This is a genomic window from Nocardioides sp. GY 10113 (genome assembly GCF_004919105.1).
Classification (GTDB): Bacteria; Actinomycetota; Actinomycetes; order Propionibacteriales; family Nocardioidaceae; genus Nocardioides.
This window is the reverse complement of the sequence record NZ_STGK01000001.1, coordinates 297918-324834: the sequence shown is the minus strand read 5'-3', so window position 1 is coordinate 324834 and position 26917 is coordinate 297918. Positions and strand designations below refer to the sequence as shown.

At 75.3% G+C, this 26917-nt stretch carries 21 protein-coding genes, 1 tRNA gene and 1 other RNA gene; 9 read left to right on the top strand and 14 right to left on the bottom strand.

Annotation, left to right across the window (positions count from 1 at the left end; genetic code table 11):
* Nucleotides 1-31 precede the first annotated feature (31 nt).
* From E8D34_RS01350 to E8D34_RS01340, 3 genes are all read right to left on the bottom strand, one after another.
* A complete protein-coding gene (locus E8D34_RS01350; protein WP_136592761.1) occupies nucleotides 32-2233 on the bottom strand; it encodes a DNA polymerase III subunit gamma and tau in 2202 nt (733 codons plus the stop codon).
* A 128-nt stretch (nucleotides 2234-2361) separates the two neighbouring features.
* Nucleotides 2362-2452, bottom strand: an RNA gene (gene ffs, locus E8D34_RS01345) — signal recognition particle sRNA small type.
* 73 nt (nucleotides 2453-2525) lie between these two features.
* Nucleotides 2526-3158, bottom strand: a complete 633-nt coding sequence (locus E8D34_RS01340; protein ID WP_136592760.1) for a YigZ family protein — start codon at nucleotides 3156-3158, stop codon at nucleotides 2526-2528.
* A gap of 70 nt (nucleotides 3159-3228) precedes the next feature.
* Here E8D34_RS01340 and E8D34_RS01335 point away from each other — a divergent pair.
* Nucleotides 3229-3314: transfer RNA gene (locus tag E8D34_RS01335), tRNA-Ser, on the top strand.
* Between the two features lie 46 nt (nucleotides 3315-3360).
* Here the strand turns inward: E8D34_RS01335 and E8D34_RS01330 are convergent.
* From E8D34_RS01330 to E8D34_RS01310, 5 genes are read right to left on the bottom strand one after another with little or no spacing between them, the layout of a single operon-like run.
* Nucleotides 3361-4398 (bottom strand): hypothetical protein, encoded by a 1038-nt coding sequence (locus E8D34_RS01330; protein WP_136592759.1) that lies wholly within the window; start codon nucleotides 4396-4398, stop codon nucleotides 3361-3363.
* A gap of 37 nt (nucleotides 4399-4435) precedes the next feature.
* Nucleotides 4436-4621 carry a hypothetical protein gene (locus E8D34_RS01325; protein ID WP_136592758.1) on the bottom strand — a complete coding sequence of 62 codons (186 nt, stop codon included), beginning with the start codon at nucleotides 4619-4621 and terminating at the stop codon, nucleotides 4436-4438.
* Nucleotides 4618-5682 (bottom strand): EsaB/YukD family protein, encoded by a 1065-nt coding sequence (locus tag E8D34_RS01320; protein WP_136592757.1) that lies wholly within the window; start codon nucleotides 5680-5682, stop codon nucleotides 4618-4620. Before E8D34_RS01320 ends, E8D34_RS01325 begins: the two co-directional genes overlap by 4 nt.
* Nucleotides 5679-5981: a WXG100 family type VII secretion target gene (locus E8D34_RS01315; RefSeq protein WP_136592756.1), complete on the bottom strand. Its 303-nt coding sequence runs from the start codon at nucleotides 5979-5981 to the stop codon at nucleotides 5679-5681. The genes E8D34_RS01320 and E8D34_RS01315 overlap by 4 nt, the downstream gene beginning before the upstream one ends.
* Complete coding sequence (locus tag E8D34_RS01310) at nucleotides 5978-6307, bottom strand: WXG100 family type VII secretion target (protein ID WP_136592755.1); 330 nt, start codon at nucleotides 6305-6307, stop codon at nucleotides 5978-5980. Before E8D34_RS01310 ends, E8D34_RS01315 begins: the two co-directional genes overlap by 4 nt.
* A gap of 186 nt (nucleotides 6308-6493) precedes the next feature.
* On the opposite strand from E8D34_RS01310, the gene eccCb reads away from it, so the two are divergent.
* Nucleotides 6494-10198 carry a type VII secretion protein EccCb gene (gene eccCb, locus E8D34_RS01305; RefSeq protein ID WP_240771023.1) on the top strand — a complete coding sequence of 1235 codons (3705 nt, stop codon included), beginning with the start codon at nucleotides 6494-6496 and terminating at the stop codon, nucleotides 10196-10198.
* Here the strand turns inward: eccCb and E8D34_RS01300 are convergent.
* Nucleotides 10161-11411, bottom strand: a complete 1251-nt coding sequence (locus E8D34_RS01300; RefSeq protein ID WP_136592754.1) for a YibE/F family protein — start codon at nucleotides 11409-11411, stop codon at nucleotides 10161-10163. The genes eccCb and E8D34_RS01300 overlap by 38 nt on opposite strands.
* Before the next feature lie 70 nt (nucleotides 11412-11481).
* Between E8D34_RS01300 and E8D34_RS01295 the strand changes: the two genes are divergently transcribed.
* A complete protein-coding gene (locus tag E8D34_RS01295) occupies nucleotides 11482-13053 on the top strand; it encodes an FAD-dependent oxidoreductase (protein WP_136592753.1) in 1572 nt (523 codons plus the stop codon).
* Nucleotides 13054-13126: 73 nt separating this feature from the next.
* Here E8D34_RS01295 and E8D34_RS01290 read toward each other — a convergent pair whose 3' ends face one another.
* The gene (locus E8D34_RS01290; protein WP_136592752.1) at nucleotides 13127-13618 is read right to left on the bottom strand and encodes a MarR family transcriptional regulator; all 492 of its coding nucleotides are present in this window, start codon (nucleotides 13616-13618) and stop codon (nucleotides 13127-13129) included.
* 118 nt (nucleotides 13619-13736) lie between these two features.
* Between E8D34_RS01290 and E8D34_RS01285 the strand changes: the two genes are divergently transcribed.
* The 4 genes from E8D34_RS01285 (at nucleotide 13737) to E8D34_RS01270 (ending at nucleotide 18391) form a co-directional block, all read left to right on the top strand.
* Nucleotides 13737-14297: a TetR/AcrR family transcriptional regulator gene (locus tag E8D34_RS01285; RefSeq protein WP_136592751.1), complete on the top strand. Its 561-nt coding sequence runs from the start codon at nucleotides 13737-13739 to the stop codon at nucleotides 14295-14297.
* A 114-nt stretch (nucleotides 14298-14411) separates the two neighbouring features.
* On the top strand, nucleotides 14412-15851 hold the full coding sequence (locus E8D34_RS01280) for a glyceraldehyde-3-phosphate dehydrogenase (protein ID WP_136592750.1): 1440 nt from the start codon (nucleotides 14412-14414) through the stop codon (nucleotides 15849-15851).
* Nucleotides 15852-15982: 131 nt separating this feature from the next.
* Nucleotides 15983-16651, top strand: a complete 669-nt coding sequence (locus E8D34_RS01275; protein ID WP_136592749.1) for a hypothetical protein — start codon at nucleotides 15983-15985, stop codon at nucleotides 16649-16651.
* Nucleotides 16652-16774: 123 nt separating this feature from the next.
* A complete protein-coding gene (locus tag E8D34_RS01270; RefSeq protein ID WP_136592748.1) occupies nucleotides 16775-18391 on the top strand; it encodes an AMP-binding protein in 1617 nt (538 codons plus the stop codon).
* 20 nt (nucleotides 18392-18411) lie between these two features.
* Here E8D34_RS01270 and E8D34_RS01265 read toward each other — a convergent pair whose 3' ends face one another.
* Nucleotides 18412-21513: an MMPL family transporter gene (locus E8D34_RS01265; RefSeq protein WP_168929292.1), complete on the bottom strand. Its 3102-nt coding sequence runs from the start codon at nucleotides 21511-21513 to the stop codon at nucleotides 18412-18414.
* Between the two features lie 128 nt (nucleotides 21514-21641).
* On the opposite strand from E8D34_RS01265, the gene E8D34_RS01260 reads away from it, so the two are divergent.
* On the top strand, nucleotides 21642-22418 hold the full coding sequence (locus E8D34_RS01260) for a crotonase/enoyl-CoA hydratase family protein (RefSeq protein WP_136592746.1): 777 nt from the start codon (nucleotides 21642-21644) through the stop codon (nucleotides 22416-22418).
* 234 nt (nucleotides 22419-22652) lie between these two features.
* Nucleotides 22653-24221 (top strand): hypothetical protein, encoded by a 1569-nt coding sequence (locus tag E8D34_RS01255; protein ID WP_136592745.1) that lies wholly within the window; start codon nucleotides 22653-22655, stop codon nucleotides 24219-24221.
* A gap of 66 nt (nucleotides 24222-24287) precedes the next feature.
* Here the strand turns inward: E8D34_RS01255 and E8D34_RS01250 are convergent, their stop codons facing one another.
* The 3 genes from E8D34_RS01250 to E8D34_RS01240 are packed head-to-tail and all read right to left on the bottom strand — an operon-like array spanning nucleotide 24288 to nucleotide 26848.
* The gene (locus E8D34_RS01250) at nucleotides 24288-24962 is read right to left on the bottom strand and encodes a phosphoglycerate mutase family protein (RefSeq protein WP_136592744.1); all 675 of its coding nucleotides are present in this window, start codon (nucleotides 24960-24962) and stop codon (nucleotides 24288-24290) included.
* A gap of 3 nt (nucleotides 24963-24965) precedes the next feature.
* Nucleotides 24966-26030 carry a phosphotransferase family protein gene (locus tag E8D34_RS01245; RefSeq protein WP_136592743.1) on the bottom strand — a complete coding sequence of 355 codons (1065 nt, stop codon included), beginning with the start codon at nucleotides 26028-26030 and terminating at the stop codon, nucleotides 24966-24968.
* On the bottom strand, nucleotides 26027-26848 hold the full coding sequence (locus E8D34_RS01240) for an SDR family NAD(P)-dependent oxidoreductase (protein WP_206056492.1): 822 nt from the start codon (nucleotides 26846-26848) through the stop codon (nucleotides 26027-26029). The genes E8D34_RS01245 and E8D34_RS01240 overlap by 4 nt, the downstream gene beginning before the upstream one ends.
* Between the last annotated feature and the right edge of the window lie 69 nt (nucleotides 26849-26917).

Sequence of the window (26917 nt, the reverse complement as noted above, 5' to 3'; positions counted from 1 at the left end):
GGCGTTGCTGGGTCTGGGTGGGGCCGGGGCCTCACTCGTTGGGGATCTCCTCGATCACCTTGGCGCCGAGCTCGCGGGCCAGGAGCTCGGCTCCCGACTCCGCGTCGACCTCGGCGTCGTCCATCGCGACGGCGGCGTCCGGGTCCATCCGCGGCGCCTCCGCCTCGGCCTGGATCTCCGCGACCATCGCGCGGCGCGACATCTGCGGTCGCTGCGAACCGTCGTCGGGCGGGGCGCCGGCCTCGTCCGTCCACGCCGGCGGCTCCGCGTCCCAGGGCGGCGGCGAGCCGTCGGCAGCCTGCGCGGGCGCCGCAGCCGTCGGGGCCGCGGCCGGCGGGGCAGGCTCGGGGGCGCGCGCCGGAGCGGGCGCGGCGTCGCGGGGCGGCGGCGGGGCCGCACCCGGGTCGGCTCCGGGGTCGACGATCGTCTCGACCTTCACCTCGGAGCCGATCACGTCGATGACGAGCTGGCGCACGATGTCCGCGCTCGGGCCGGCGTCGAAGCTCGCCTTGGCGCCGGCGTTGGCGAAGCCGAGGGTCAGGGTCCCGCCGTCGTACCCGACGACCTGCGCGTTCTGGGTGAGGTGGATCCAGGTCAGCCGCTTGGCCGACTTGGACCGGTCGATCACCTCGGGCCACAGGCGGCGTACGTCGACCAGGCTGAGGCCACCGGTCGCGGCCGGCGCGGCGGGCGCGGGCGCGGGGGGTGCCGGCGTCGGTGCGGGTGCGGCCGGCGCCACGGGCGCGGCGGGCGCGGCGGCCGGCGGTTGCGGCGCGGGAGGGCTCGACGGAGCCTCGGGAGCCGCCTGGGCAGCCTGGGCGGCCGGGGCGGCCGCAGCCGGCGGCCGGCTGGACAGCACGGGCTCGGCGGCCGGCTCCGTCTGGACCGGCGGGGCCGCCGGGGCGGCGGCCGCGGCCGCAGGCGGCGCCGGCGCGGCGTGAGCGGGACGCTCGACCGGGTCCGGGTGCCTCTCCGGGGCGGCGCGCTCGTGGCGCGAGGGCTGCGGCCGGTCCTGGCCGGGCACGTCGTCGACCGCCGAGTGCGCCGGCGCCGACGGGGTGCCGCTGATCGCCACCCGGCGCTCGAGCCGGTCCAGGCGGGCCATCACGCCCTCGGCGCTGTGGTCGGCGCCGGGCAGCAGCACCCGGGCGCAGATCAGCTCGAGCAGCAGCCGCGGAGCCGTCGCGCCGCGCATGTCGGTGAGACCCGCCGCGACCAGGTCGGCGGCGCGGGTCAGGTCGGCACGGCCGAACCGGTTGGCCTGCGCCACCAGCCGCTCGCCCTGATCGGCGGCGACGTCGATCAGGCCGGTGACCGGCGCGTCCGGCACCGCGGCGACGATCACCAGGTCGCGCAGCCGGCGCAGCAGGTCCTCGGTGAACCGGCGCGGGTCCTGACCGGTCTCGATCACCCGGTCCACCACGCCGAACACGGCCGCGCCGTCGCCGGCGGCGAAGGCGTCGACCACGTCGTCGAGGAGCGTGTCCGGCGTGTAGCCGAGCAGCCCGCTGGCCAGGGCGTAGGTGACCCCGTCGGCGCCCGCGCCGCCGAGCAGCTGGTCGAGCACCGAGAGCGTGTCACGGGCCGAGCCGGCGCCGGCGCGGACCACCAGCGGCAGCGCGGCGGGCTCGATCGCGACCCCCTCCTTCTCGCAGAGCTCGGAGAGGTAGGAGGTCAGCAGCCGCGGCGGGATCAGCCGGAACGGGTAGTGGTGGGTCCGGGAGCGGATGGTCGGGATGACCTTCTCCGGCTCGGTGGTGGCGAAGATGAACCGCAGGTGCGGCGGCGGCTCCTCGACCAGCTTGAGCAGGGCGTTGAAGCCCTGCGTGGTGACCATGTGGGCCTCGTCGATGATGTAGACCTTGTACCGGCTCTTCACCGGGGCGAAGAACGCCTTCTCGCGGAGGTCGCGGGCGTCGTCGACGCCACCGTGGGAGGCCGCGTCGATCTCGATCACGTCGATCGATCCCGGGCCGCCCCGGGCGAGGTCGCGGCAGCTGTCGCACTCCCCGCAGGGGTCCGCGATCGGCGCCTTCTCGCAGTTCAGGGCCCGCGCCAGGATCCGGGCGCTGGTGGTCTTGCCACAGCCGCGCGGACCGGAGAACAGGTAGGCATGGTTGACCCGGTTGTTCGCCAGCGCGGCACGCAGCGGCTCGGTCACGTGCTCCTGCCCGATGACCTCGGCGAAGGTCTCCGGCCGGTAGCGGCGGTAGAGGGCGAGCGGCGAATCCACTCCTGAACCCTAACCATCGCCCCCGACAGGCCGCAGGCGGTCTCCCCCGAGGCGGGCCAGGGTCCCGGGCGCGGTCGCGGGAGCAGTCCCGGACCCGCTCCCCGGCGCGGGGCGCGCACCGGAAAAAGTAAGGCCCCCCATGCACCCGACAGAGCCCACTTACCCTTGCTGCCTTCCGGCCCTGGGGGAGTTGGGTGAGATGCCGCCACACGGGGGGTTGGCCCCACCATAGACGACGAGGGGGCGCGGCCCGGAATCAACGCCGCCACCCGCCCCGTCCGGGCCGGGCGGCTCAGCCCGGGGCGTCCACCCAGCGCTCCCCGGCCACCGTCGTCGCGGCCGCTCCAGCGGTCAGCTCGGCCAGCGCGGTCGCCAGCACCGCCTCCTCCTCCGGCGGTACGCCGAGGCGCAGCGTGACGCGGTCCGCGTAGGCCGTGTCCAGCACCGTCACCCCGCGCCCGCGCAGCTCGGACTCGACCCGCCCGGCGTCGGCGTGCTCGAGGACCAGCAGGTGCTCGCGGACCAGGGACCGCCGTACCGTGCCGGCGGCGGCGACCGCCTCGCGCACCGCGTCGCCGTACGCCCTCACCAGGCCGCCGGCCCCGAGCAGGGTGCCGCCGAACCAGCGGGTGACCACCGCGACCACGTCCGAGAGCCCCGCTCCGCGCAGCACCTCCAGCATCGGCGCGCCCGCGGTGCCGGCCGGCTCCCCGTCGTCGGAGGAGCGCTCCACCGGCACCGGCGGCGGGCCGAGGACGAAGGCCGAGCAGTGGTGCCGGGCGTCCCAGTGCTCGCGCCGCAGCCGCTCCACCACCGCACGGGCCGCGGCCTCGTCGCCGACCCGCTCGAGCGTGCACAGGAACCGCGACCGCTTGACCTCGATCTCCGTCGCCACGTCGTGGCGGATCGTCAGGTAGCTCGGCACGCCTGCGACGTTAGCGGGAGGTGTCGGGCCGATTTCTGCCGACCGGGCCCGGGAAGGTAGCCTCCTCCGCGGAGGTATCGCCTAGTGGCCTATGGCGCTCGCTTGGAAAGCGGGTTGGGTTAACAGCCCTCGGGGGTTCGAATCCCCCTACCTCCGCCGGAGATCGAACGGCGCCGACAGCAGTCGGCGCCGTTCGCGTTTTTCAGCCGCCGGCCGGCCCCGCGAGGCCGGAGAGCGCCGCGCGGGCCGCCGCGAACGACTCGCCCCGGCCCATCGCCGCGCCGCGGGTCGCGATCTCCGCCTCCCGCTCGGCGAGCCGCTCGCGGACTCCGCGCTCGACCTCCTCGGCGGCGTCGTCCCCGGGGTCGGGCTCGAGCCCGGCCGCGCGGTAGGCGGCGTCGGCCGCCGCCAGCAGCTCCAGGGAGCGCTCGTCGTGGCCGAGCGCACCCAGCAGCACCCCCGCACTGCGGACCAGGCTGGGAGCGAGGTAGCCGTCGTCGGCCAGCCCGGGGGTGGCGAACGCCGCCGCGAGGTAGCGTGCCGCCGCCTGGTGGTCACCGGCCTCCAGTGCGAGGTCGCCGAGGTTCGCCCACTCCATCGCCGCGCCCAGGTCGTCGCCGAGATCGCCGTACCGCTCGGCGTTCTCCTCGAACCGCTCCATCGCCGTGGCGAGGTCACCGGCGGTGTACGACGCCCAGCCCAGCATGTGGGTCGCCTTGGTCATCAGCCGGGCGTCGCCGTCCGCGAGGGCCTGGACCCGGCGGGCGTGCCGGAAGATCCGCGGCGCGTCGCCGTCGCGGAACGCGATGCGCGCGAGGTTGGTCTCGGCCTCGGCCAGCAGCGCCCGGTCGTCGAGCGCCGCGGCGCCCAGCGCGGCGAACCGGGTCGCGGCCAGCGCGGCCTCCTGGTCGCCGCGCCGGAAGGAGAGCTCGCCGACCACCAGGTGGGCCCTGGACCACCGTGGGTCGCCGGACTGGCCGGCCTCGCCGACCCGGGCCAGCAGCCCGATGGTGAGCTCGAGCCCCTCCTCGACGCGCCCCCACTCCTGCCAGCAGCGCGAGAGCGACCCGGCCAGCACGGCCGCGGCGGCCGGGTCGTCCCGGGCGAGGAGGTCGAGCGCCGCCGCGATGTCCGCCGACCGCGCGGCGAGCTCGTCGGCGCTCCCCGCGCCGCGCAGGTGGCGCTCCGCGTGCGCACGCTCGGCCAGCGCCGCCAGGTCGCGCGCCTCCGCCAGCTCCATGTGCCGACCCTAGGGCAGGCCGGAGGGGTCCGGGCCGTCATCGGAGTCCGACGGCCGCCAGCGCCGCGGTGCCGAGCACGAGCAGCAGCGCGACCACGACGCCCGCCCCGATCGACCGGCCCGCCGAGCGGACCGGTGGCATGCCCGTGCCGTAGGCGAACGCGGCCACCCGACGGCGCCGGGCGAACGCCTCCGCCTCGCAGGCCTCCCTCGCGTCGCTCACCAGCGAGCCCCGAGGTCAGCCACCAGCGCGGCACCGGGCGCCGTCCCGTCCAGCGCCAGCACCAGCGACGGCGCGAGGGCGACGAGCGCGGCGCCCTCGGCGAGGTCGGCGAGCCGCCGACGGCGCGGGGCCGACAGCCCGCCGGCTGCCCGGGCCCGGGCTCCCGCGGTCGTCCGGAGCGCGAGCAACGCGGCGCCGGCCAGCGCCAGCGCGGTCGCGGACGACCAGCCGGGGTGGGCTCGGGCGAGGGCGACGGCGATCCCGCCGAGGCCGAGCAGCCCCGTCGCCCGCGTGGTGCCGCTCGCGCCGGGCGTGCGCAGGTCCCGCACGGACAGCATCAGCACCAGGCAGGCGTCGGTCGCGAGCAGCGCTCCGGCGGCGCCCAGACCGGCCACGACCGGGGCGCTCAGCGCCGTCGTCGCGGCGGCGCCGCCGAGGGCCGTCAGCAGCAGCCGGTCGGCGGCGGCGACCCGCTCGGCGGACGCGGTCGGGTCGGCGATCGGGCCGGCGGTCGGGCCGGCGGTCGGGTCGGCGGCGTCGGCGGCCGCCAGCGCCGCCCGTGGCAGCGCGTACGGCACCAGCGCCGCGACGACCAGGGCGACCGCGAGCGCCCGCTCCGCACCGATACCGCCCAGGCCGCCCAGGCCGAACGCGGCCCCGACGACCGCGGCCAGGGCGAGGACCGCGGCGACGGCGACCAGCGCGAGGCCCACCTCCGGGGCCGAGCAGCCCGCCACCCGCGCCGGGGGCCGCGCCGCGGTCGTCTCCAGCAACGCCTCGACCGGGTCGTCGTACACGCGTGGGGGTGGGACCTCCGCCTCCGCGACCAGCGCCAGCACGGCGCCGTCGACGACGCCCTGGCCGGTCAGGTCCGCCCCGGCCTCGAGCGGTACGCCGCCGGCGGTCACCAGCCGGACGCCGCGGGCCGGGCCGGGGCGCACCAGGCCGGCGGCCAGCTCCGGCAGCAGCTCGGCCACCGGCACCCCGGCGGGCAGGGCCAGGTCCGCGCGGCGCGGGCCGGCGACCACGGTGACCCGGACCAGGCCGGGCACGGCGCTCATCCGAAGCGCGCGGCGCCGCGCAGGTCGGCGGCCCGGTAGGCGTCGTTGGCCTGCTCGACGGCCCGACCGGTGAGGGCCAGCAGGTCCCGCATCTGTGCCATCGCGGCGTCCCAGGTGGCCTGCGCCGCGCGATAGGCCTCCTGCTGCGCGCCGCTCCAGCCGGTCCGCAAGGGCGCGAGCTCGGCCGCCAACCGGTCCAGCCGCGCGTCCATCGCCCGCACCGTCGCCGCGAGGTCGGCCGCTGCCGCGTCGAGCGCGGCGTGGTCGACCCGGAGGCCGTCCCACTGCCCGCCGCTCATGCCCGCACCGCGCCGAGCCGCGCGATGAGGTCGGCGAGGAAGGTGCCGGCCTCCTCGTCGACGCCGGTGTTGTCGCGCTCGGTCTCCACCAGGGCGGAGGAGAGGCCGTCCAGCGCGCCGGTCACGGCCTCCTGCTGCTCGGTCCACGCCTGGTGCAGCCGGAAGAAGGCGGCCGCGCCGGCGCCGCCCCAGCGGCCGCGGACCCCGGCGACCTGGGCGTCCAGGGTCCGCGCCTGCGCCGCGAGGTCCCGGCGGGCATCGGAGACCAGGTCGGCGGCGCGGTGCAGGACGCCGTCGCCGTGGCCGAACTCGGACGGGTGACTCATCGGGTGCTCCTCTCGTCGGGCGGCGGCGCCGCCATGCGGATGTGGGGGCCACGGTGGTCGGGCCCGAGCCGCCCCGGAACCCCGCCCGACGGCCCTCCACAGGCCGTGACCGTCGTGCCGGACGCGCCTGTGGACGGCCGCCCCGGGGAGTACGACGACACCGGGAGACCGGGTACGCAGGGTGCCGTGACCGGTCCCGACCCCACCCCGCTGCGGATCGCGCCCCCGCCACGGCTGCCGGCCCCGGTCGCCGGCGGCGGCGCGGCCCTGCAGCTGCTCCCGATGCTGGGCGGCCTCGGGTCGCTCGCGCTGGTCGCGGGGATCGGCGGCGGCGCCGGCCCCGCCCGGTACGCCGCGGCCGGCCTGTTCCTGGCCTCCACCCTGACGGTCGTGCTCCTCGGGTGGGACCGCCAGCGGCGCCGGCACCGGCGCGAGGTCGACCGCGCCCGCGCCGGCTACCTGCGCCACCTCGCGTCGGTGCGCGCGGCGCTCCGCGAGGCCGCGGCGGAGCAGCGCGCGGCGCCCGACCCCGCGCCGCTCGGGGTCCGCTGCGGCACCACCGCCGGCCCGCTCGTCCGCCCGGTGTCGGCCCCGGACGAGGCCGCGCTCGACGGCGCCGACCCGGTCTGCGCGGCGGCCCTCGAGCGGCTGCTCGCGGCGCATGCCGAGGTCACCGGCCTGCCCGCCACCCTCGACCTCACCGGGACCCGAGCGGTCGAGATCGCCTGCACCCGCCCGCGGGCGGTCGCGCGGGCCGTGGTGTGCGCCGCCGCCGGCGCCCACCCGGCGACCGACCTGCGCGTGGCGGTGCTCGCCGGCCCCGGCGCGGTCGCGGACTGGGAGTGGGTCAAGTGGCTGCCGCATGCCCGCTCCCCGCGCCGGTACGACGCCCTCGGACCGGCGCGGCTGCTCGCCGACAGCTGGGCGGGGCTGTCGGCGCTGCTGCCCGGGGAGGCGACCGGCGCGGGGCCGCACCTGCTCCTCGTCGTGGACGGCGCGCCGCCACCGGACGCCGCGGATCGGGCCGGCTGCACCGTCCTGTTCGTCTCGGGAGTCGCGGGCGAGCGCGGACGACCGGCGCCCGCGACGCGGCGGCTGAGCGAGGACGCGACGACGACCCTGGACCGCTGCGACGCGGCCACCGCGGGGGCCGTCGCCCGCCGGCTCGCCCCGCTCGGCGGCGGCGCGGGGACCCCGGCGGGTGACGGTCCGGTCGACCTGCCCGCCCTGCTGGCCGCGCTCCCGGACGAGCCCGGTGGCGCGGGGCGGCTGCGGGTACCGCTCGGCGTCGACCCCTCCGGCGTACCGGTGCACCTGGACCTCACCGAGGCGGCCGAGGGTGGCGTCGGGCCGCACGGGCTGGTGGTGGGTGCCACCGGGTCCGGGAAGTCGGAGCTGCTGCGGTCACTGGTGCTCGGGCTCGCACTGACCCACCCGCCGGAGGAGGTCAACCTGGTGCTGGTCGACTTCAAGGGCGGGGCGACCTTCACCGGGATGGGCGACCTGCCGCACGTGGCCGCGCTGATCACCAACCTGGCCGCCGAGCAGGCGCTGGTGGAGCGGATGGAGGACGCGCTGACGGGTGAGGTGCTCCGCCGCCAGGAGCTGCTCCGAGCCGCGGGGCTGGACTCGGCATCGGCTCTCCGCCGGACCGGGACCACCGGTGAGCCGATGCCGGCGCTGCTGGTCGTGGTCGACGAGTTCTCCGAGCTGCTCGCTGCCCGCCCCGGGTTCGCGGACCTCTTCGCCTCCCTGGGCCGGCTCGGGCGGTCGCTCGGCATCCACCTGCTGCTGGCCACCCAACGCCTGGAGGAGGGGCGGCTGCGCGGCCTGGAGGCGCACCTGTCGTACCGGATCGCCCTGCGCACGTTCAGCGCGGCGGAGTCCCGGGCGGCGCTCGGCGTGCCCGACGCCGCCCTGCTCCCGGCCACCCCCGGCGTCGGGCTGCTGCGGACCGGGCCGGACGAGCCGGTCCGGTTCCGGGCGGCGCACGTCTCCGGGCCGGCGGCCCCGACCACCCCGGCGCGACCGGCGATCCTGCCGTTCACCGCCGAGCCGGTCCTCCCGCCCACGGCCACCGCCGCTGGACCGGACAGGCCCCGGGGCCGGCCCTCGCTGCTCGGGTCCACGGTCGCCCGGCTGCGCGGTTCCGGCGCCCCGGCCCGACCGATCTGGCTGCCGCCGCTCGACGCGCCGCCGACCCTGGGCGACCTGATGCCCGACCTCGCGCCCACGCCCGGCCTCGGTCTGGTCTCGCCGCGGTGGCGGGCCGCGGGCCGGTTCGTCGTACCGCTCGGGACGGTCGACCGGCCGCGCGAGCAGCGCCGGGAGCCGCTGGTGCTCGACCTCGGCGGCGCCGGCGGCCACCTCGCGGTGGTCGGCGGCCCGCGGAGCGGCACCTCGACCCTGCTGGCGTCGGCGGTCGCCGCCCTCGCCCTGACCGCGTCGCCGGCGGAGGCGCAGTTCCTGCTGGTCGACCTCGGCGGCGGCAAGATCGGCGAGCTCGCGGCGCTGCCGCACGTGGCCGGCTGGGCGCGCAGCGGCGACCCGGACGCCGTACGACGCCTGGTCGGCGCCGCGACCGCCACGCTGGCGCGTCGCGAGGCCGGCGGGGCGGGCGCGCGGGCCGGGGACCGCGAGGGCGACCTGTTCGTCGTCGTCGACGGCTGGGGCGCGCTCTGCGCCGACGTGCCCGAGGCCGAGCAGTCGCTGCAGCGGATCGCCGAGCGCGGGCTGGGGGTCGGGGTGCACCTGCTGACCTCCGCCGGGCGGTGGTCGGACTACCGGCCGGCGACGCGCGACCGGCTCGGCTCCCGGGTCGAGCTGCGGCTGGGCGACCCGGCCGAGTCGGAGATCGACCGCCGGGCGGCGCGCGCGGTGCCGACGCGGTCGGGGCGCGGCCTGGTGGCGGGCGGCTGGCACGTGCTCGGCGCGCTCCCCCGCCTCGACGGCGGGACAGACGGTGCGGCTGACGGTGCGGCTGACGGCCCGGCTGAAGGCCCGGCTGACGGCGCGGCTGGCGTCGCGCACCTCGTCGACCGGGTCCGGGCAGCCTGGCCGGGCCCGCCGGCGCCGGCGGTGCGCCCGCTGCCCGAACGGCTCGACCTCGCGACGCTGCGCGGAGCGGCGAGCGGCTCCGCCGACCCCCATGCCGACCCCCATGCCGACCCCCATGCCGACCCCCGCGCCGCCGACCGGCGGCTGCTGCTCGGCCTGGCCGAGGACGACGAGCCGGTCGGGATCGACCCCGATGCCTCGCCGCACCTGCTCGCGCTCGGCGGGCCGGGTTCCGGCAAGACCGGGCTGCTGCGCGCGCTCTGCGCCGAGGTGTCGCGGACCCGGTCAGCCGAGGAGGCCCAGGTCGCGCTGGTCGACTACCGGCGCTCGCTGCTCGGCGAGGTGCCCGCCCGCCGCCTGCTGGCGCACCTGACCTCCGCCGAGCAGGCCGCGCCCGCGCTGGCCGACCTGGCGGCGTACCTGCGGGGGCGGCTGCCCGGCGCGGAGGTGACCGCGGCGCAGCTGCGCGCCCGGTCCTGGTGGCGGGGCGCGGAGGTGTTCGTGGTGGTCGACGACGGCGACCTGGTCGAGCCGACCGCCGGCACCCCGAGCCCGCTCGCGCCGCTGCTGCCGCTGCTGCCCCGGGCCCGGGAGGTCGGGCTGCACCTGGTGCTGGCCCGGCGCACCGGGGGCGCGGCGCGGGCCCTGCACGGGCCGCTGCTGCAGGCGCTGCGCGACCTCGACACCCCGGGGCTGCTGCTCGCCGGGGACCCCGCCGAGGGTCCGCTGCTCGGCGGCCTGCGTCCGACGCCGGCGCCGCCCGGTCGGGCCCGGCTGGTGACCGGCACCGCACCGGTCACGGTGCAGCTGGCATGGATCCCTCCGGCCGACTGAGGGAGGCGTCCTCGGCGGCGACGGGCCCGCGCACCACCACCGCGGCCAGCAGGGTGGTGGCCGGCACCGCGAGCACCAGCCCGATCGAGGTGGTCAGGGTCCGCACGATCTCCTCGGCCAGCTCCTCGGTGGAGAGCAGCTCGACCAGCGGTCGGTCGTAGACCTGCAGCAGCATCAGCACCAGCAGCGAGGTGCCGACGTAGGCGAAGACGATCGTGTAGATCGTGGAGGCGATGTGGTCGCGCCCGATCCGCATGCCGCTGGCGAAGAGCTGCGCGCGCGAGGCGTGCGGCGCGGCGGCCCGCAGCTCCCAGATGGCCGAGGCCTGGGTGATGGTGACGTCGTTGAGCACGCCCAGGCCCGCGATCACCAGGGCGCAGCCCAGCAGGGACTGGAAGTCCAGGCTGGTCGCGAACGTCGACAGGATCGCACCGGACTCGTCGGAGATGCCGGTCAGATGGGCGCGGTCGATGGCGACCAGCCCGAGCCCGGAGGTCAGCGCGATCCCGACCAGGGTGCCGGCGAGCGCGGTGCTGGTCCGCAGCGAGACGCCGTGGGTGGTGTAGAGGACCACGAACATGATCGCGGTGGAGCCCGCCAGCGCGACCCCGATGCCGGGCGCGCCGTGCAGCAGCGCGGGGAGCATGAACCACCACACCACGGCCCCGCCCGCCGCCAGGCCGACCAGTGCCAGGACCCCGCGCCACCGGGCGACGGCCACCACGACGAGGAGGAACAGCAGCGCCAGCCAGGTCAGCGTGGTGTCGCGGTCGGTCGCGAAGTAGGAGTACGCCGCCGCGCCGCCCTCGGTCGGGGTGCGGAGCAGCTCCACCCGGTCGCCGGGCTCCAGCCCCGACTCGCTGACCTCCTTGGGGACGGGCACCACGACGTCGCCGTCCTCACCGGAGCCCGCCTCGTCGCCCACGTCGACGGTCAGCGTGCCGCAGCCCTCGGGCAGGCCGGCGTCGTCGCACGGCGGCGCGACCGCCGTCAGCTCCCCGATCGGGAAGGTCACCCCGGGGGCGGCGTACCGCACCGCCCCGCGGTCCAGCGCGTCGGAGGCCTCCGCCGACGGCCACCACACGACGATCCCGACGACGGCCGCGACCAGCGCGACGCCGAGGCCGGCGAGCAGCGCGATCCGGGTGCCGCGACCGACCTCGACGCCGTCGTCGAGGTCTCGTCCGGCACGGTGAGAGTGGCCCTGGCCCATGGTCAGCAAGGATCCCACGCAGCGGCAGCGACCCCTGACACCGGCAACTAGAACACGTTATCGTTCCGGGATGAGCGAGGGCGAGATCGTGGGAGCTGCGGCGCTGCAGCAGGAGTACGACGTGATCGTGGTCGGCTCCGGCGGCGGGGCGCTGACCGGCGCGGCGCTGGCGGCGGCCGCCGGACTGAGCACGCTGGTGCTCGAGCGGACCGCGCTGATCGGCGGCACCTCGGCGTACTCCGGCGGCGCGTGCTGGCTGCCGGGGACCGCGGTGCAGCAGCGGGCCGGTCTTCCCGACTCCACCGAGGGCGCCCGCGCCTACCTGGCCGGGGTGCTCGACGCCGAGACGCTGGAGGCGAACCACGAGCGGATCGAGGCCCTGCTGGCCGAGGCGCCGCGACTGGTCGAGCGGCTCGAGGCCGACCCGCTGATGACCTTCGAGTGGATCCCGTTCGCGGAGTACTACGACGCGCCGGGACGGGTGCCCATGGGCCGCTCCATCCAGCCCTCGGCGATCAAGCGCGCCGAGCTGGACCCGGCGGTGACGGCGGTCCTGCGGCCGCCGGTCGACAAGGACCGCGCCGGGCTCCCGGGGCGCTCCACCCTGTCGGGCGGCCAGTCGTTGATCGCCCGGCTGGCGGCGATGCTGGTCCGCGACGGCGGCACCATCGCCACCGGACACCAGGTGGTCGGCCTGGCCCGGAGCTCGTCCGCCGCCGGCGGGCGGGTCGACACCGTCCGCGCGGAGGGCCCCGACGGGCCGGTCGAGCTCCGCGCCCGCCGGGGCATCCTGGTCGCCGCCGGCGGCTTCGAGGGCTCCGAGGCGCGGCGCAAGGAGCACGGCACCCCCGGCAGCGCCGCGTGGACGATGGCGCCGGCGGGCACCAACACCGGCGAGATCATCGACGCCGCGGCCGCGGTCGGTGCCGCCACCGACTTCTCCGGCGAGGGCTGGTTCTGCCCGGGCCTGGAGCAGCCGGACGGGTCGGGCACGTTCACGCTCGGCTTCCGCAGCGGGCTGATGGTCGACGCCACCGGCCGCCGGTACGCCAACGAGTGCCTCCCCTACGACCGGTTCGGACGGGCGATGGCGGCCGCACCGGAGCGGGTGCCGTCGTGGTTCCTCTTCGACAGCGCCGAGGGCGGCCGGCTGCCGGCGATCGCGATGCCCGAGGGCGACCCGGCCGAGCACCTCGCCGCCGGCACCTGGGTGCGCGCCGACACGGTGGCCGGGCTCGCGGAGGCGACCGGCCTGGATGCCGAGGCCCTGACGGCGACCGTCGACCGGTTCAACGGCTTCTGCGCGACCGGCGTGGACGAGGACTTCGGCCGCGGAGCCGACGAGTACGACACCTTCTTCGCCGGCGGCGGCGGCCCGAACAAGGCGCTGGTCCCGCTGGCGCAGCCGCCGTTCTACGCCGCCCGGTTCGTCCTCTCCGACCTGGGCACCAAGGGCGGACTGGTCACCGACGCGGCGGCGCGGGTGCTCGACGACGCGGGGGCGCCGCTCCCGGGGCTGTACGCCGCCAGCAACTCCACCGCATCGGTGTTCGGCGGGGCCTACCCGGGGCCCGGGGCGCCGCTCGGCGCGGCGATGACGTTCGCGTCGCTGGCGGTCCGGGACATGCTCGACGGTGGTTGAGGTGCGGGGCGCCCCGGCGCCGAGCCTGGCAACCCGCCCGGATTGAGCCTGTCGAGATCACCAGCCGCCGGGCTCAGCTGGCCCGGCGCCCCTCGTCGCTCTGCTTCCGCTCCTCCGCGAGGCTGCCGAGCACGCTCTCGGTGATCCGGGTCAGCTGGCCGACCTGCTCCTCGGTGAGGACGTCGAAGACCACCGAGCGGACCAGGCGGACGTGGTCGGGCGCCGCGGCCTCGATCGCGGCCTGGCCCTCCTCGGTCAGGTCGACGAACGCGCCCCGGCGGTCGTCGATGCACTCGCGGCGGCGTACCAGTCCGCGCGCCGCCATCCGCGCCACCTGCTTGGAGACCCGGCTCTTCTCCCACTGCAGCCGCTCGCCGATCTCGTACATCCGCAGCGAGCGCCCCGGCACGTCGGTGAGCGCGACCAGGATGTCGTAGTCGGCCAGGGAGAGCCCGCTGCTGGCCTGCAGGCGCCGGTGCAGCGCCACGGTCAGCTGCGCGTTCACCTCCAGCAGACCGCGCCACGCGCGTTGCTGCTCGTCGGTGAGCCACTCCGTCTCCGCCACGCAACGATCCTAGGGCGGGGCGGTCCCATCCGTTCGGACGTCTCACCCGTGCCGCGAGTCCTACGATGCCGATCTCGCCGTAGGTGATCGGGCGGGACGACCGAGGAGCGGAGTCGCGATGGGACGGGTCAAGCGCAACGAGGAGCTGCGGCGCAGCTGGTTCGCCGCGGCCAACGACATCCTGGCCAGCGACGGCTACGGCGGCCTGAAGCTGGCGCCGCTGTGTCAGCGCCTCGGGGTCACGACGGGCGCGTTCTACCACTCCTTCGCGAGCTGGCAGGAGTTCACCGACAGCCTGCTCGCCACCTGGCTCCTGGACCGCACCCAGCAGACGATCGCGCTCGCGGTGACCTACCCCGACCCGGTGCAGCGGCTGCGTCGACTCGCCGCGGCGAGCTCGGAGCTGCAGCACCGGACCGAGGCGGCGATCCGGGTCTGGGCCGGGGTCGACGACCGCGTGGCGGCCGTGCAGCGCGACGTCGACGCCGACCGCTTCCAGGTCGTGCACGACGCGATGACGGCCCTGGTCGGCCCCGAGCGGGCCGAGGCGTTCACGGTCTGGGCGATGAGCACCCTGGTCGGCTACGAGATGCTCGCCGACCAGCACGACCGCGCGAACCTCGCCTGGGCACTGGACCAGATCATGGTCGCCGCGCGCGCCGGGGCCGCCACGCGGTGAGATTCCGATCACAGTAGCGGCTTGGAACGCTCCAACCTGCCGTCGTCAGATTGGGCCGCCGCCCGGTGAGGCCTAGCATCGCTGCGGTTTTGTCGTCGTCCCTAAGGGGAAACCGTGAGCGTCACCGAAGACCTGTTCACCCGCTGGAAGAGCCGCGAGGAGATCGCGGAGGCGATGATCCCGATCATCGGGAAGCTGCACCGCGAGAAGGACGTCACGATCCTCCTGCACAGCCGCTCGCTGGTGAACAAGTCGGTCATCAGCATCCTCAAGACGCACCGGTTCGCCCGGATGATCGGCGGCGAGGAGCTCTCCGTCGTCGACACGTTCCCCTTCCTCGAGGCGATCGCCGGCCTCGACATCGGCGCCGCGAAGATCGACCTTGCGCTCCTCCTCGACGCCTACCAGGCCGACACCCGCGGCCTCTCGGTCGCCGACTTCACCGCCGAGGCGCTCGCCGGCGCCACCGGCGAGAACAAGCGCGAGGCCGCCGGCCCGCAGGACGTCGTCCTCTACGGCTTCGGCCGGATCGGCCGCCTGGTCGCGCGCCTGCTGGTGGAGAAGGCCGGCTCGGGCAACGGCCTGCGCCTGCGCGCCGTCGTGGTCCGCAGGGGCGGCGAGGGCGACCTCGCCAAGCGCGCCTCGATGCTGCGCCGCGACTCGGTGCACGGCCAGTTCAACGGCACCATCACCGTCGACGAGGAGAACGACCTCGTCATCGCCAACGGCAACGCGATCAAGTTCATCTACAGCGACGACCCGGCGACGGTGGACTACACGGCGTACGGCATCAACGACGCGATCCTGATCGACAACACCGGCAAGTGGCGCGACCGCGAGGGCCTGTCCCAGCACCTGCGCCCGGGCATCGCCAAGGTCCTGCTCACCGCGCCGGGCAAGGGCGACGTGCCGAACATCGTGCACGGCGTGAACCACGAGACGGTGGACCCGGCGGAGAACGTCCTCTCCTGCGCCTCCTGCACGACCAACGCGATCGTCCCGCCGCTCAAGGCGATGGAGGACGAGTTCGGCATCGTCCGCGGCCACGTGGAGACGGTGCACTCGTTCACCAACGACCAGAACCTGCTGGACAACCACCACAAGGCCGACCGCCGCGGCCGCTCGGCCCCGCTGAACCTCGTGCTGACCGAGACCGGCGCCGCCTCCGCGGTCGCCAAGGCGCTCCCGGACCTGAAGGCGAAGATCACCGGCAACTCGATCCGCGTCCCCACCCCGGACGTCTCGATCGCGATCCTCTCGCTGCAGCTCAAGCGCGAGACCACCCGCGAGGAGGTCAACGAGCACCTGCGCGAGGTCTCGCTGACCGGCGAGCTGCGCCGCCAGCTGGACTACACCGTGGCCAGCGACGCGGTCTCCAGCGACTTCATCGGCTCGCGTGCCGCCTCGATCATCGACGGCAACGCGTCGATCGTCGACGGCGACAGCGCGATCCTCTACGTCTGGTACGACAACGAGTTCGGCTACTCCTGCCAGGTGGTCCGGACCGTGCAGTACATCTCGGGCGTCGAGTACCCGACCTTCCCGCAGTCCTGATCCACCGCGAGTCGGCAGGAACTGACCGTCAGTTCCTGCCGACTCGCGCATTTTTCCGTCGGTACGACGACCCTTGTCTGCTGGTCTGGACCGGAGCACCATGGCACTAGGGCAACGGAACGGACAGGCAGATGCGTGACCAACTCGGCACCACCATCCAGATGACCCACGAGGTGCTCGGCCAGCGTCTGGCCGAGGCCCAGGCGAGCATGCCGACCCGCGACCGACCACGCGACCGGTTCCCGGCGACCGACCGGTTCCTGGCCGCCACCAGCCGCCACGTGGCGGCCGCCAACGCCGTCCTGGTCCCGGAGTTCGCCCAGCACCTCGAGAACGGCCGGGACAAGGCACGCGGCTTCACCCAGCAGAGCAAGCAGCTGGAGGAGGCGCTGGCCCACACCAAGGCCAAGCTCTACGGCTCGACGTACGACGTGAAGCGCCCGTGGCGCGCCGTGTGGGCGGAGCTCGGCGCGGCCTTCGAGGAGTACATGGTGCTCGAGGAGGACCTGGTCGAGGCGCTCCCCCATGACGAGCACCGCAACGAGCTCGCCGAGCGGCTCTACCGCAGCGAGCTGAGGGCGCCGACCCGACCGCACCCCTACATCCCGCACCGCGGGGTGTCGGGCCGGGTGGCGCGCCGCGTCGCGGTCCAGGTCGACCGGTTCTGGGACACCGCCGAGGGCCGGATGATCCCCGAGCCGGTCCGCCCCGAGCCCCAGCGCGACGGCCGGCTGACCCAGTACCTGCTGGCCGACCCGCACATCGACAGCGCCCCGGAGGAGCCCGCCGCCGAGGCCTGACCCCTCCGCCGAGCCGGGGTCCAGACCCACCGAGCCGGGGTCAGGCGCCGCCGAGCCGGGGGTTGCGCGCCCGATGAGCGGGATCCGCCGACCCCGGCCGCGCGCCGGCGGCAGGATGGGCCGGTGACCGATGCCGACCCGACGTTCGCCGCGCTGCTGGCGGGCCGAGCCGGCGACGACGCCACCGCGCTCTGGTTCGAGGATCGCTCCTGGACCTGGGCCGAGGCGATCGGCGAGGGGCGCCGGCGGGCCGGCCTGCTGCAGCAGCTGCGCGCCACCTCCCCCGCCGGGCCGTGGCACGTCGGTCTGGCACTGGAGAACACCGCCGAGCACCTCTTCTGGTGGATCGCCTGCTCGCTGGTCGGCGCGACCGGGGTCGGCATCAACCCGACCCGCCGGGGCCCCGACCTGGCCCGCGACATCGCGTTCACCGACTGCCAGGTGCTCGTCGTCGACGAGAGCCGCCGGGCGCTGCTGGACGGCGTCGAGACGCCGGTGCCCGCCGAGCGCACCCTGCACGTCGACGAGGCGGCGTACCGGGAGGCGCTGGCCGCGGCCACCCCGTGCGATCTCGCCCTGGCCGCGGACGTCGAGCCCTCGACCCCGTTCTCACTGGTCTTCACCTCGGGCACCACGGCCGCGCCGAAGGCGGTGATCTGCTCACACGCCCGGATGGGCCGGATCGCTCGACAGCAGGCCGAGCGACGCTCCCTCACCGCACGCGACGTCTTCTACGTCGTGATGCCGATGTTCCACTCCAACGCGCTGATGGCCGGGGTGGCACCGGCCGTCGCGGTCGGCGGGACGGTCGTGCTGCGCCGCCGGTTCTCGGCCTCGGCCTGGCTGCCCGACGTACGCCGTTACGGGGTGACCTTCTTCAACTACGTCGGCAAGCCGCTGGCCTACGTGCTGGCCACCCCGGCGCGGCCCGACGACGCGGACAACCCGCTGCGGATCGCGTTCGGCAACGAGGCCGCCGAGGGCGACATCGCGGCGTTCGCGCGGCGGTTCGACTGCCGGGTGATCGACTCGTTCGGGTCGAGCGAGGGCGAGATCCAGATCCTCCGGACGCCCGAGACGCCGGCCGGTTCGCTCGGGCGCGCGCCGACCGACGCGACGGTGGTGGTCGACCCGGAGACCCTCACCGAGTGCCCGCCGGGGCGCTTCGACGCGAACGGGCTCCTGCTCAACGGCGACGAGGCGATCGGCGAGATCGTGAACCGCGACGGGGCCGCCCTCTTCGAGGGCTACTGGAACAACCCGGAGGCGGATCGCCGCCGGCTGCGCCACGGCTGGTCGTGGAGCGGCGACCTCGCCTACCGGGACGCGGCGGGCTTCTTCTACTTCGCCGGCCGCTCCGGCGACTGGCTGCGGGTCGACGGCGAGAACCTGGCGACCGCCCCGATCGAGCGCCTGCTGGTGCGCTTCCCCGGGTTCTCCGCCGTCGCCGTGGTGGCGGTGCCGGACCCCGTCGTCGGCGACCAGGTCTGCGCGGTGGCCGAGCGGGTGCCGGGCGCCGCCTTCGATCCGGAGCGATTCTCCGACTTCCTCGCGGCCCAGCCGGACCTCGGCACCAAGTGGGTGCCCGCGGTGCTGCGCCTGGTCGACGAGCTGCCGCGGACGCCGACGAACAAGGTGCTCAAGCGGATGATCCCGCGGGAACCCGCGCCCGCGACCGGCGCCTGGGAGCGGGTGCCGGGCACGCTGTCCTACCGGCGCGCCCGGCTCGGCGGCGCCTGAGGCCCGGCTCGGCGGTGGGGCTAGGCGGGCACCGGAGACTCGCCCACGGCACCGCGGGCGGGCACCGGCCGCGCCGGCGGGCGCACCGGCCACCACATCTTGGGTCCCAGGATCGTGGCGATCGAGGGCACGACCAGCGAGCGGACCACGAAGGTGTCGAGCAGGAGCCCGATGCCGATCGCGAGGCCCACCTGCACCATGGTGACCACCGAGCCGGCCATCAGCGCGAACATGCTGGCCGCGAAGATCACGCCGGCCGAGGTGATCACGCCACCGGTGAGGGCGGTCGCGCGGGCGATCCCCTGGGGCGAGCCGTCCGGCGCCTCCTCGTGGATGCGTTTGGTCAGCAACAGGTTGTAGTCCGCGCCGACGGCGACCAGGACCACGAACGAGACGGCCATGACGGTCCAGCTCAGCTGCTGGCCGAGGAGCACCTGCCAGATCAGCACCGACGCCCCCATCGCGGCGGCGTAGGAGAGGACGACGGTGCCCATCAGGAGGACCGCCGCGGCCAGGCCGCGCAGTAGCGCCAGCAGCACCAGGAACACGGCGATCAGCGCGCCGGTGCCGATCAGGCGCATGTCCCGGCCGGCGTACGCCGCGAGGTCGGCGTTGGTCGCCGCCATCCCCGCCATCGACACCTGGGCGTCGGCCAGGCGGGTGTCGGAGAAGGACTCGATCACGCTCTGGCGGATCTCGGGGACGCGCGCCGCCGCGGCGGACTCGAACGCGTCGGTGCTGCCGAGGACGACGTAGCGCGCGGTGCGGCCGTCCTCGGAGAGGAAGAGCCCGCGCGCGGCGGCGAACTTCTTGTTCTCCAGCGCCGCGGGGGGCAGGTAGAAGCCGCCGATGCTCGGGTCCATCGCGACCGATCCGGTCTTCTTCAGGTGGTCGGCCGCCTGGGTCATCCCCTGCTCGAGCTCGGGGAGCTTGGTGCTGACCTCGCTGGTGCTGTCCTGAATCTCGGTGGCGCCCGCCGCGAGCGCTCCGGCGCCGTCCACGAGGTCGTCCATCTTGGCAGCGAAGGTCCGCTGCCCCTCGGCGAGCTGGTCGGCGCCGGTGCGGGCCTGCTCGAGCCCGGCCTGCAGCTCCCGCATGCCCCCCTGGAGGTCGCCGGCCCCGCTGGCGAGGGTGCGTGCGCCGCTGGCTGCCTTGCGCAGCCCGGGCAACAGCTCGTCGCGCTCGGCGTCCCAGATCTTCTTGATGCCGTCACGGGCCTGGCGGCACACGAAGTCGAGGCCGCAGCCCAGGCTCTGGAAGCGCAACGCGTTGTAGACCGCCTCCAACCCGTCCACCGCGACCTGCACCTGGGAGGCGGCGAAGTCGAGGCCGTCGGCCAGGTCACCCGCGCCGGACCTCAGCCGCCCGCTCCCCGAGACCGCGTCGTCGGCGCCGTCGAGCAGCTTGCGCACGCCGGTGGCGAGGTCGCCGCTGCCGGCCGCCAGCTTCCCGGCGCCGGACACCGCGGCCCGGGTGCCGTCCTCCAACCGACCGGCACCGTCGGCGAGCTTCCCGGCGCCCTGGGCGAGCTTGTCGGCGCCCGTGTCGTCCGCCCCGATCTGCTGGGTCACCTCATCGATCCGCTGGTCGATCTCCTCGCCGATCTTCTTGTTCTGGTAGCCCAGCGAGGCCTGCTTCACCGGCGTACCGAGCGGACGGGTGATGCCGCGGACCATGTCGACGCCGTTCTTGCGGGCGATCGTCGCCGCGGCCCGTTCCAGTACCGCCAGGTCCCGGGCGTTGCGCAGGTCGTGGTCGGCGTGGACGAGCAGGTAGTCCGGCAGCACCTCGTTGATCGGGTAGTGCCGCGCGAGCAGGTCGTACCCCTGGTTGCTCTGGGTGTCGGCGGGCTGGGTGCGGCGACCGTTGTAGGAGACATCCATCAGCGGGTAGAGGCAGGCGAGCAGCGCGAGCGGGATCAGCGACAGCGCGAGCATCCGGTCCGGGCGGCGGGCGACCGCCCGGCCGATCCACACCCAGGCCCCACCGGACGCGCTGACGGGACGCGGCTCGGCCCAGCCGCGGCGGCCGGCCAGTGCGAGGAGCGCGGGGGTCAGGGTCAGGCTGACCACGAGGTTGACGGCGATCGCCACCGCGAGCGCCGGGCCGGTCGTGGAGAAGAAGCCGAGATCGGCGGCGGCCATGCAGAGCGTTGCCAGGATGACGGTGAGCGCGGAGCCCGCGATCACGCCGGCGATCCGCGAGGCGGCGACGGCGGCGGCGCGCGTCGGGGCGACGCCGAGGCGCCGCTGCTCGTGGTAGCGGCTGACCAGGAAGACGGCGTAGTCCGTGCCGGCGCCGAGCACCAGCGCCGTCAGGAACGTGCCGGCGAAGGTGTTCACGGCGAAGACCCCGGAGAGGCCCATCGCGGCGACCACGGCGCGGGCGATCGCCAGCCCGATGCCGACCACCGAGAGGATGAGCGCGGCGGTGATCACCGAGCGGTAGATCGCGAGCAGGATGACGGCGATCAGCAGCACCGTGAGCACCGTGATCCGCAGGACGCTGCCCTCGGTGGCGGTGGCCAGGTCCGCGAGCGTGGCCGTGGGGCCGGTCACGGCGACGGTGAGCCCGTCGGGGCGCATCTCCGTGGCCGCGGCCCGGACCTCGTTCACCTGCTCGATCGAGAGCGGGGTGCCACTGGGCGCGGTGGCCCCGACCAGCAGGTACCGGGCCTCGCCGTCCTTGCTGGTCAGAGCCTTGCGCAGGTCGGGGTCGGCGACGTTCTGGACGAAGGCGACGTCGGACGTGTCGCGGCGCAGCTCCCGGGCGAGCGCGACCAGGTACTGCTGGTCGGCGACCGTCAGGCCTCCGGGCCGCTCGACGGCGATCACCAGCGGGCTCTCGCTGCGGCCGTTGCCGAACGCCTGGTCCATCTGGACGGCTGCGGCGATCGAGGGGGCATCGGTCGGCACCATCGGCGAGGCGTCGCGGCCGGCGACGCTCTCCAGCTGCGGCACGAGGATGTTGAGGACGACGGCGAGGGCCACCCAGACCAGGACCACGCGCTCGGGGCGACGGGCGACGAGCGCGGAGGCGCGCTCCACGCGGGTGCCGTGCACCGGCGCGGCCTGCCCGCGCGCCTGCACCATTCGGCCCAGCCGCTCATCCCAACCGACCACGGCGCTGATCCCCCCCTTCAAAGACGGCCCCCCAGCCATCCGCAACACCCCTAGGATCTAGAACGTGTTGCACCTCACTCCACAGTGAACTGTGACACAGAGTTACAGGAAATCGGAAGGGCTGCGGAATGAATCAGACAGAAAGCCGCGTGCGGGTCAGCGTGACAGAGGGCGTCGCGGACGTGGTCCTGAATCGAGCAGACAAGCGCAACGCGCTGGATGGCGCGATGTTCGAGGCGATCCTGGCCACCATCGACGAGCTCGGCGCTCGCGACGACGTACGGGCCGTGGTCCTGTCCGGGGCAGGCGGAGCGTTCTCCGCAGGGATCGACCTCTCCCTGCTCGCGGGCGGCCCGGCCGGCGACGGCCTCCAGGAGCGCACCCACGGGCTGGCGAACGCCTTCCAACAGGTCGCCTGGGGCTGGCGGACGCTTCCGGTCCCGGTCATCGCGGCGATCGAGGGCGTCTGCTTCGGCGGCGGCCTGCAGATCGCCCTGGGCGCCGACCTCCGGCTCACCCGGCCGGATGCCCGGCTCGCCGTCATGGAGGCGCGCTGGGCCCTGGTCCCGGACATGGCCGGTTTCCCCCTGCTCCGCGGGCTGGTCCGCGCGGACCGGTTCCGCGAACTGGTCTATACCGCTCGCGAGGTGAGCGGCACCGAGGCAGCCGAGATCGGCCTGGCGACGCGCGTCAGCGAGGACCCGCACGCCGACGCTCTCGAGCTGGCCGGATCACTCGCGGCCCAGAACCCGGGCACCACGCGCGCGGCCAAGCGCCTGCTCGACCTCACCCTCGACGAGTACGCCGACCCGGCGGCGCTGCTGCTGGCGGAGTCCGTCGAGCAGGAGGCCCTCCTCGGCTCCGAGGCCATGGCCCAGCTGCTGAACCGGTTCCTCGGCCGGTGACCACGACGCCCATGTAGTTGCCGTTTCACCAATTCGGCCCTGATACCCGGAAAACGCATCATCAAACTTGGTGATTTGTTTCAATTGGCTACGGCTACCGAAGCAAAGGGACCACCGGGATCCCCGTGCCGCCGACGTCACAGGATCCCGCCCCTGCGCTGCGGGGTCGCACGCCCGTGGGGGGCGTGGTCGCGCCGTGGGGGCGCGGGGGAACATCGCGGATACGGGGACTCTGTGGGGAACACTGCCGTGACGGCAGCGGTGGGTCGGCGACGTGGTCGCCCCCAGCGCCTGCCGTTCGACAACACCGCCGTCAGCAGCACGGCGATCGACGGGAACAAGCGACTGGCCTGGCTGATGGCCGTCAGCCGACTCGACGCCTGCGAGCGCACCGCGGCCAACCGCAGCGACTTCGCCGCGGACCTGCGCGCGCTCGACATCCGGGCGGACTCGAGCCGCATCTCGCGATGGGAGTCCGGGCTCGAGCCGATCTCGCCGAGGCTGGTGCGCGGCTACGAGACGGTCGCCGGGCTCGCGCCGCACACGATCGACACCCTGCGACGGCGACTGGTCCGGCTCGGCCACCTGCGCCCGGTCGCCGCGCGTGGCTGGTCGCCCGTGGCCGAGCGATCGGTCGACGCACTGCTGATCGAGGTCGCGGAGGAGCGGATCACGGGCTCCGGCTGGCTCGAGCTCGCCGACTGCGTCACCACCTTCGAGCACATCTACCTCCCCGAGGCCACCTGGCAGCTGCTGGTCGACCGCCTGCTCGGGGAGCTGGTCCGCGCCCGCGGGCTGGCCGCGGCGCGCCGCTACGAGGCCGCCGCCGCGCTGATCCGGCACCCCGCCGCCCGCGCGCACATGAGCCGCGGCGTGGGACGCCTGGTGCTGGCACCGGGCGCGCAGCTGATCACGCCCGCGCTCCTGCTGCTGGCGGAGGCGCCCGACGAGGGTCTGCGCACCCTGGTCCAGCGGCTCCTCGCCTCGCCGACCGACAGCCTGCGCGGCGCCGCGGAGATCCTCGCCGCCCGCCTGGTCTCCGACGGCTCCCTGGCCCCGGACTCACCCGAGCTGGAGGCGCACGTCGGCTACACCCTGCAGCACGGCCACGACCGCCCTCGCGCCGCGATCCTGGAGCTCGCCTCCCTGCTGCCCGAGGCGGCCTTCGCCCGGGTGCTGTCGGCGACCAAGAGCCGCGCCGCGCAGCAGTGCCTGATCCGGGTCCGGGAGAGCTCGGAGGTCGTCGAGCCCGACCTCGCGCGCAGCATCAGCGACCACGTCGCCGGGGTGGTCGAGGACGCCACCGGCCGGACCGCGCACGACCCGGACCGGATGCTGCGCACGGTGCTGCGGACCGCGCTCTTCCACGGGCGCCGCGAGCGGCGACACACCGCGACCCAGCTGCTGCTCGCCAGCCCGTACGCCGGACAGGTCAACGCCGCGGTCCTCGAGCTGACCGCGCATCCCGACGACCAGGTCGCCGCCCAGTGCTGGTCCCTGGTCGCCCGGCTGGCCCACGCCAACGGTGCCGACCGACTGGTGCAGGCGGTCAGCGCCGAGGAGCGCACCCCGCTGCGCCCCCGCGCGCTGGTGACGCTCGGCGCGGTCCGGGTCCCCGTGCCGGACGACGCCGCCGAGGCCCTCACCCGCACCGCGCACGAGGCCCCGGACACGCCCGCGGCCCGGGCCGCCCTCTTCAGCCTCGGGCTGCAGGGCATGAAGGACCGGCTGCGCGGGCTCGCCGCGACCGCGCCCGAGACGCAGTGGTGGGCCGGCATCGGGCCGGCGATCCACGACAACTGAGGCAGGGCGGGCGGTCCCGACGACCCGGGCTCCTCGGAGCGGGCCCGCCGGGGCCCGCCCGCGGGCTCAGCGGTAGGTGATCAGGTCCCGCGGCAGGTGCGGGTGCTCGTTGAACGTGAGCAGCCGTGCACCCGAGGGCCCGACCAGGACGCGGGTCACCGAGGTGTTGACGATGACGGTGTTGAGGCGCTCCCACAGGCCGCCGAGGGCGGTCGAGTCCTCCGTCCCCGGCACCAGCAGCGCCGCGGCGAGCGCGGCGATGACGCCGCCGGAGGTGACCGCCACCGTCGGCCCGGGGTGGGCCGCGGCCGCCGCGAGGGCACGGCGGGACCGGGCCACGAAGTCGGCGAACGGCTCGGGGTAGGCGCGATCGCCGGCCGCGGCGATCCAGTGCGCGCTGCCGCGCTCGAAGTAGGACTGGAACACCCGGCGGTCGGCACCGTGGTCGAGCACGTCGCCGGTCACCTCGCCGTAGTGCGCGAGCACCGAGAGGAAGTCGAACTCGTCCCACGCCGGGTCGACCGTCGCCGTACCGGGCCCCTCGAGGCCCTCGGCGATCCCCTCCCAGGTCTCACGGTGGCGACGCAGGCCACCGCGGACCGCCGTCTCGGGCCGGTCCCCGTGGGCGGCCAGCCAGCGGCCCAGCACCCGCGCCTGCTCGCGGCCGGTCGCGGAGAGGACGTCGTAGTCGTCCGCGCCGAAGGAGGCCTGGCCGTGTCGGACCAGGGTCAGGATCCCCACGCGTCAGCCCTCGCCGGCGATCAGCCGTCGGGAGCGCGACTCCATGTAGGCGACCCCCGCACCCATCTGGGCGAGGGCGGGATTGGTGGTCTGGCCGTGGAAGTAGCGGTACCAGATCTGCTGCACGATCACCGCCAGCCGGAACTGTCCGAACACCTCGTAGAAGCGCAGCTGATCGGGCGTCAGGTCGTAGCCGGCGCGCTCGCAGTAGTGCTCCACGACGCGCTGCCGGGTCCACATCCCCGGCGCGTTCGTCGGCTGGCGCCGCAGCGCCAGCAGGAACTCGTCGTCGTCGGCCTGGACCCAGTAGGTCAGGCTGTTGCCCAGCTCCATCAGCGGGTCGCCGACGGTGGCCATCTCCCAGTCCAGCAGCGCCACGATCCGGGTCGGGTCCTCGGCGTCGAGCACCATGTTGTCGAAGCGGTAGTCGTTGTGGACCAGCACCTGCGCGACGTCCTCGGGCTGGTGCTCGCGCAGCCAGCCGACGACGTCGCTCCAGTCGCCGGTGTCGTCGGTGCGGGCGTTCTCGAAGCGCTTGGTCCAGCCGGACATCTGGCGCTCGACGTACCCCGGGCCCTTGTTGAGCTCCTGCAGCACCGGGACCTGCGTGACGTCGACGGCGTGCAGGTCGACCAGGGTGTCGATGCTCGCGCGGCACAGCTCGGAGGCCTGCTCCGGCGTGATCGGGAAGCCGAAGTCCTGGCGCGGGATGACACCACGCACCCGCTCCATCACGTAGAGCTCGGAGCCGATCGGGCTCTCGGCCTCGGCGGCGTAGGCGACCATCGGCGCGACCTTGTCGAAGACCGGCGCGAGGCCCTCCTGGATCCGGTACTCCCGCGCCATGTCGTGGGCACCCTTGGCCTTGGTGCCCGTCGGGGGCCGGCGCAGGATCAGGTCGGCGCCGTCGGCCATCCGGAGCAGGTAGGTGAGGTTCGAGGCGCCCCCGGGGAACTGGCGGACCTCCGCGATCGGACCGCGCCCCAGCCAGGCGGCGAGGGCCGGCACGTCGAAGGAGTCCTCGTCGCGGACCGGGCGGGACTCCTCGGCGGTCGCGTCGCCGCTCATGCGGGCTCCCCCACCGTCTCGCCGGCGGCAGCGGCCAGCTTGCGCGCCTGCGCCCGCATCGTCTGGTCGTACGCCGCCCGGTCGGCCTGCTTCAGCGCGAAGGCACGCGCCGCGTCCGGATCGGGCAGGATCACCTCCGTGCCGGCGTCGAGGGCATCGAGCACGGCGGTCGCGATGTCGTCGGGGCCGAGGCGGGCGTGGTCGACCAGCTGGCTCATCACGCCGGTCAGCGCGGTGTCCGCGCCCTGCGCGCCGGCGAGCAGCCCGGTGCGGAAGTAGGAGGGGCAGACCACGTGCGCGGACACGCCGTACGCCGCGAGCTCGTGGCCGGTGGTCTCGGTGAGCGCGACCACCGCGGCCTTGGTGGCGTTGTAGCCGGCCATCCCCGCGGGGTGCACGAGCCCGGCCAGGGAGGCGACGTTGACGATCGTGCCGCCGCGCTGGCGCTTGAACACCGGGGTGAAGGTCGCGGTGCCGCGGACGGCGCCCATCAGGTTGATGTCGACGAGCCGCTGCCACTCGTCCATCGTCGACACGTCCAGCCGGCCGCCGCCGGCGATGCCGGCGTTGTTGACCAGCACGTCCAGGCCGCCCCAGGTGCGCTCGACGTGGTCCCGGGCCGCCGCCCAGTCGGCGTCGCTGGTGATGTCGAGGCCGAGCACGTCCTCGCGCTCGACCGCGACGGCCGGGCGGTCGGTGCGGAGCACCTCGGCCCCGCGCTGCTCCCAGGCCGCGGCGAGGGAGGCGCCGAGGCCCTGCGCCGCCCCGGTGATCAGGACTCTGAGGGGACGCTGCTGCGTCGTTGTGGTCGCGGTCACGGCACCGACCCTAGTGCTTGTTCGGATGGGAATCTCCTGCGGTCGTGGGATGGGCGAGCGCGTTGGGCA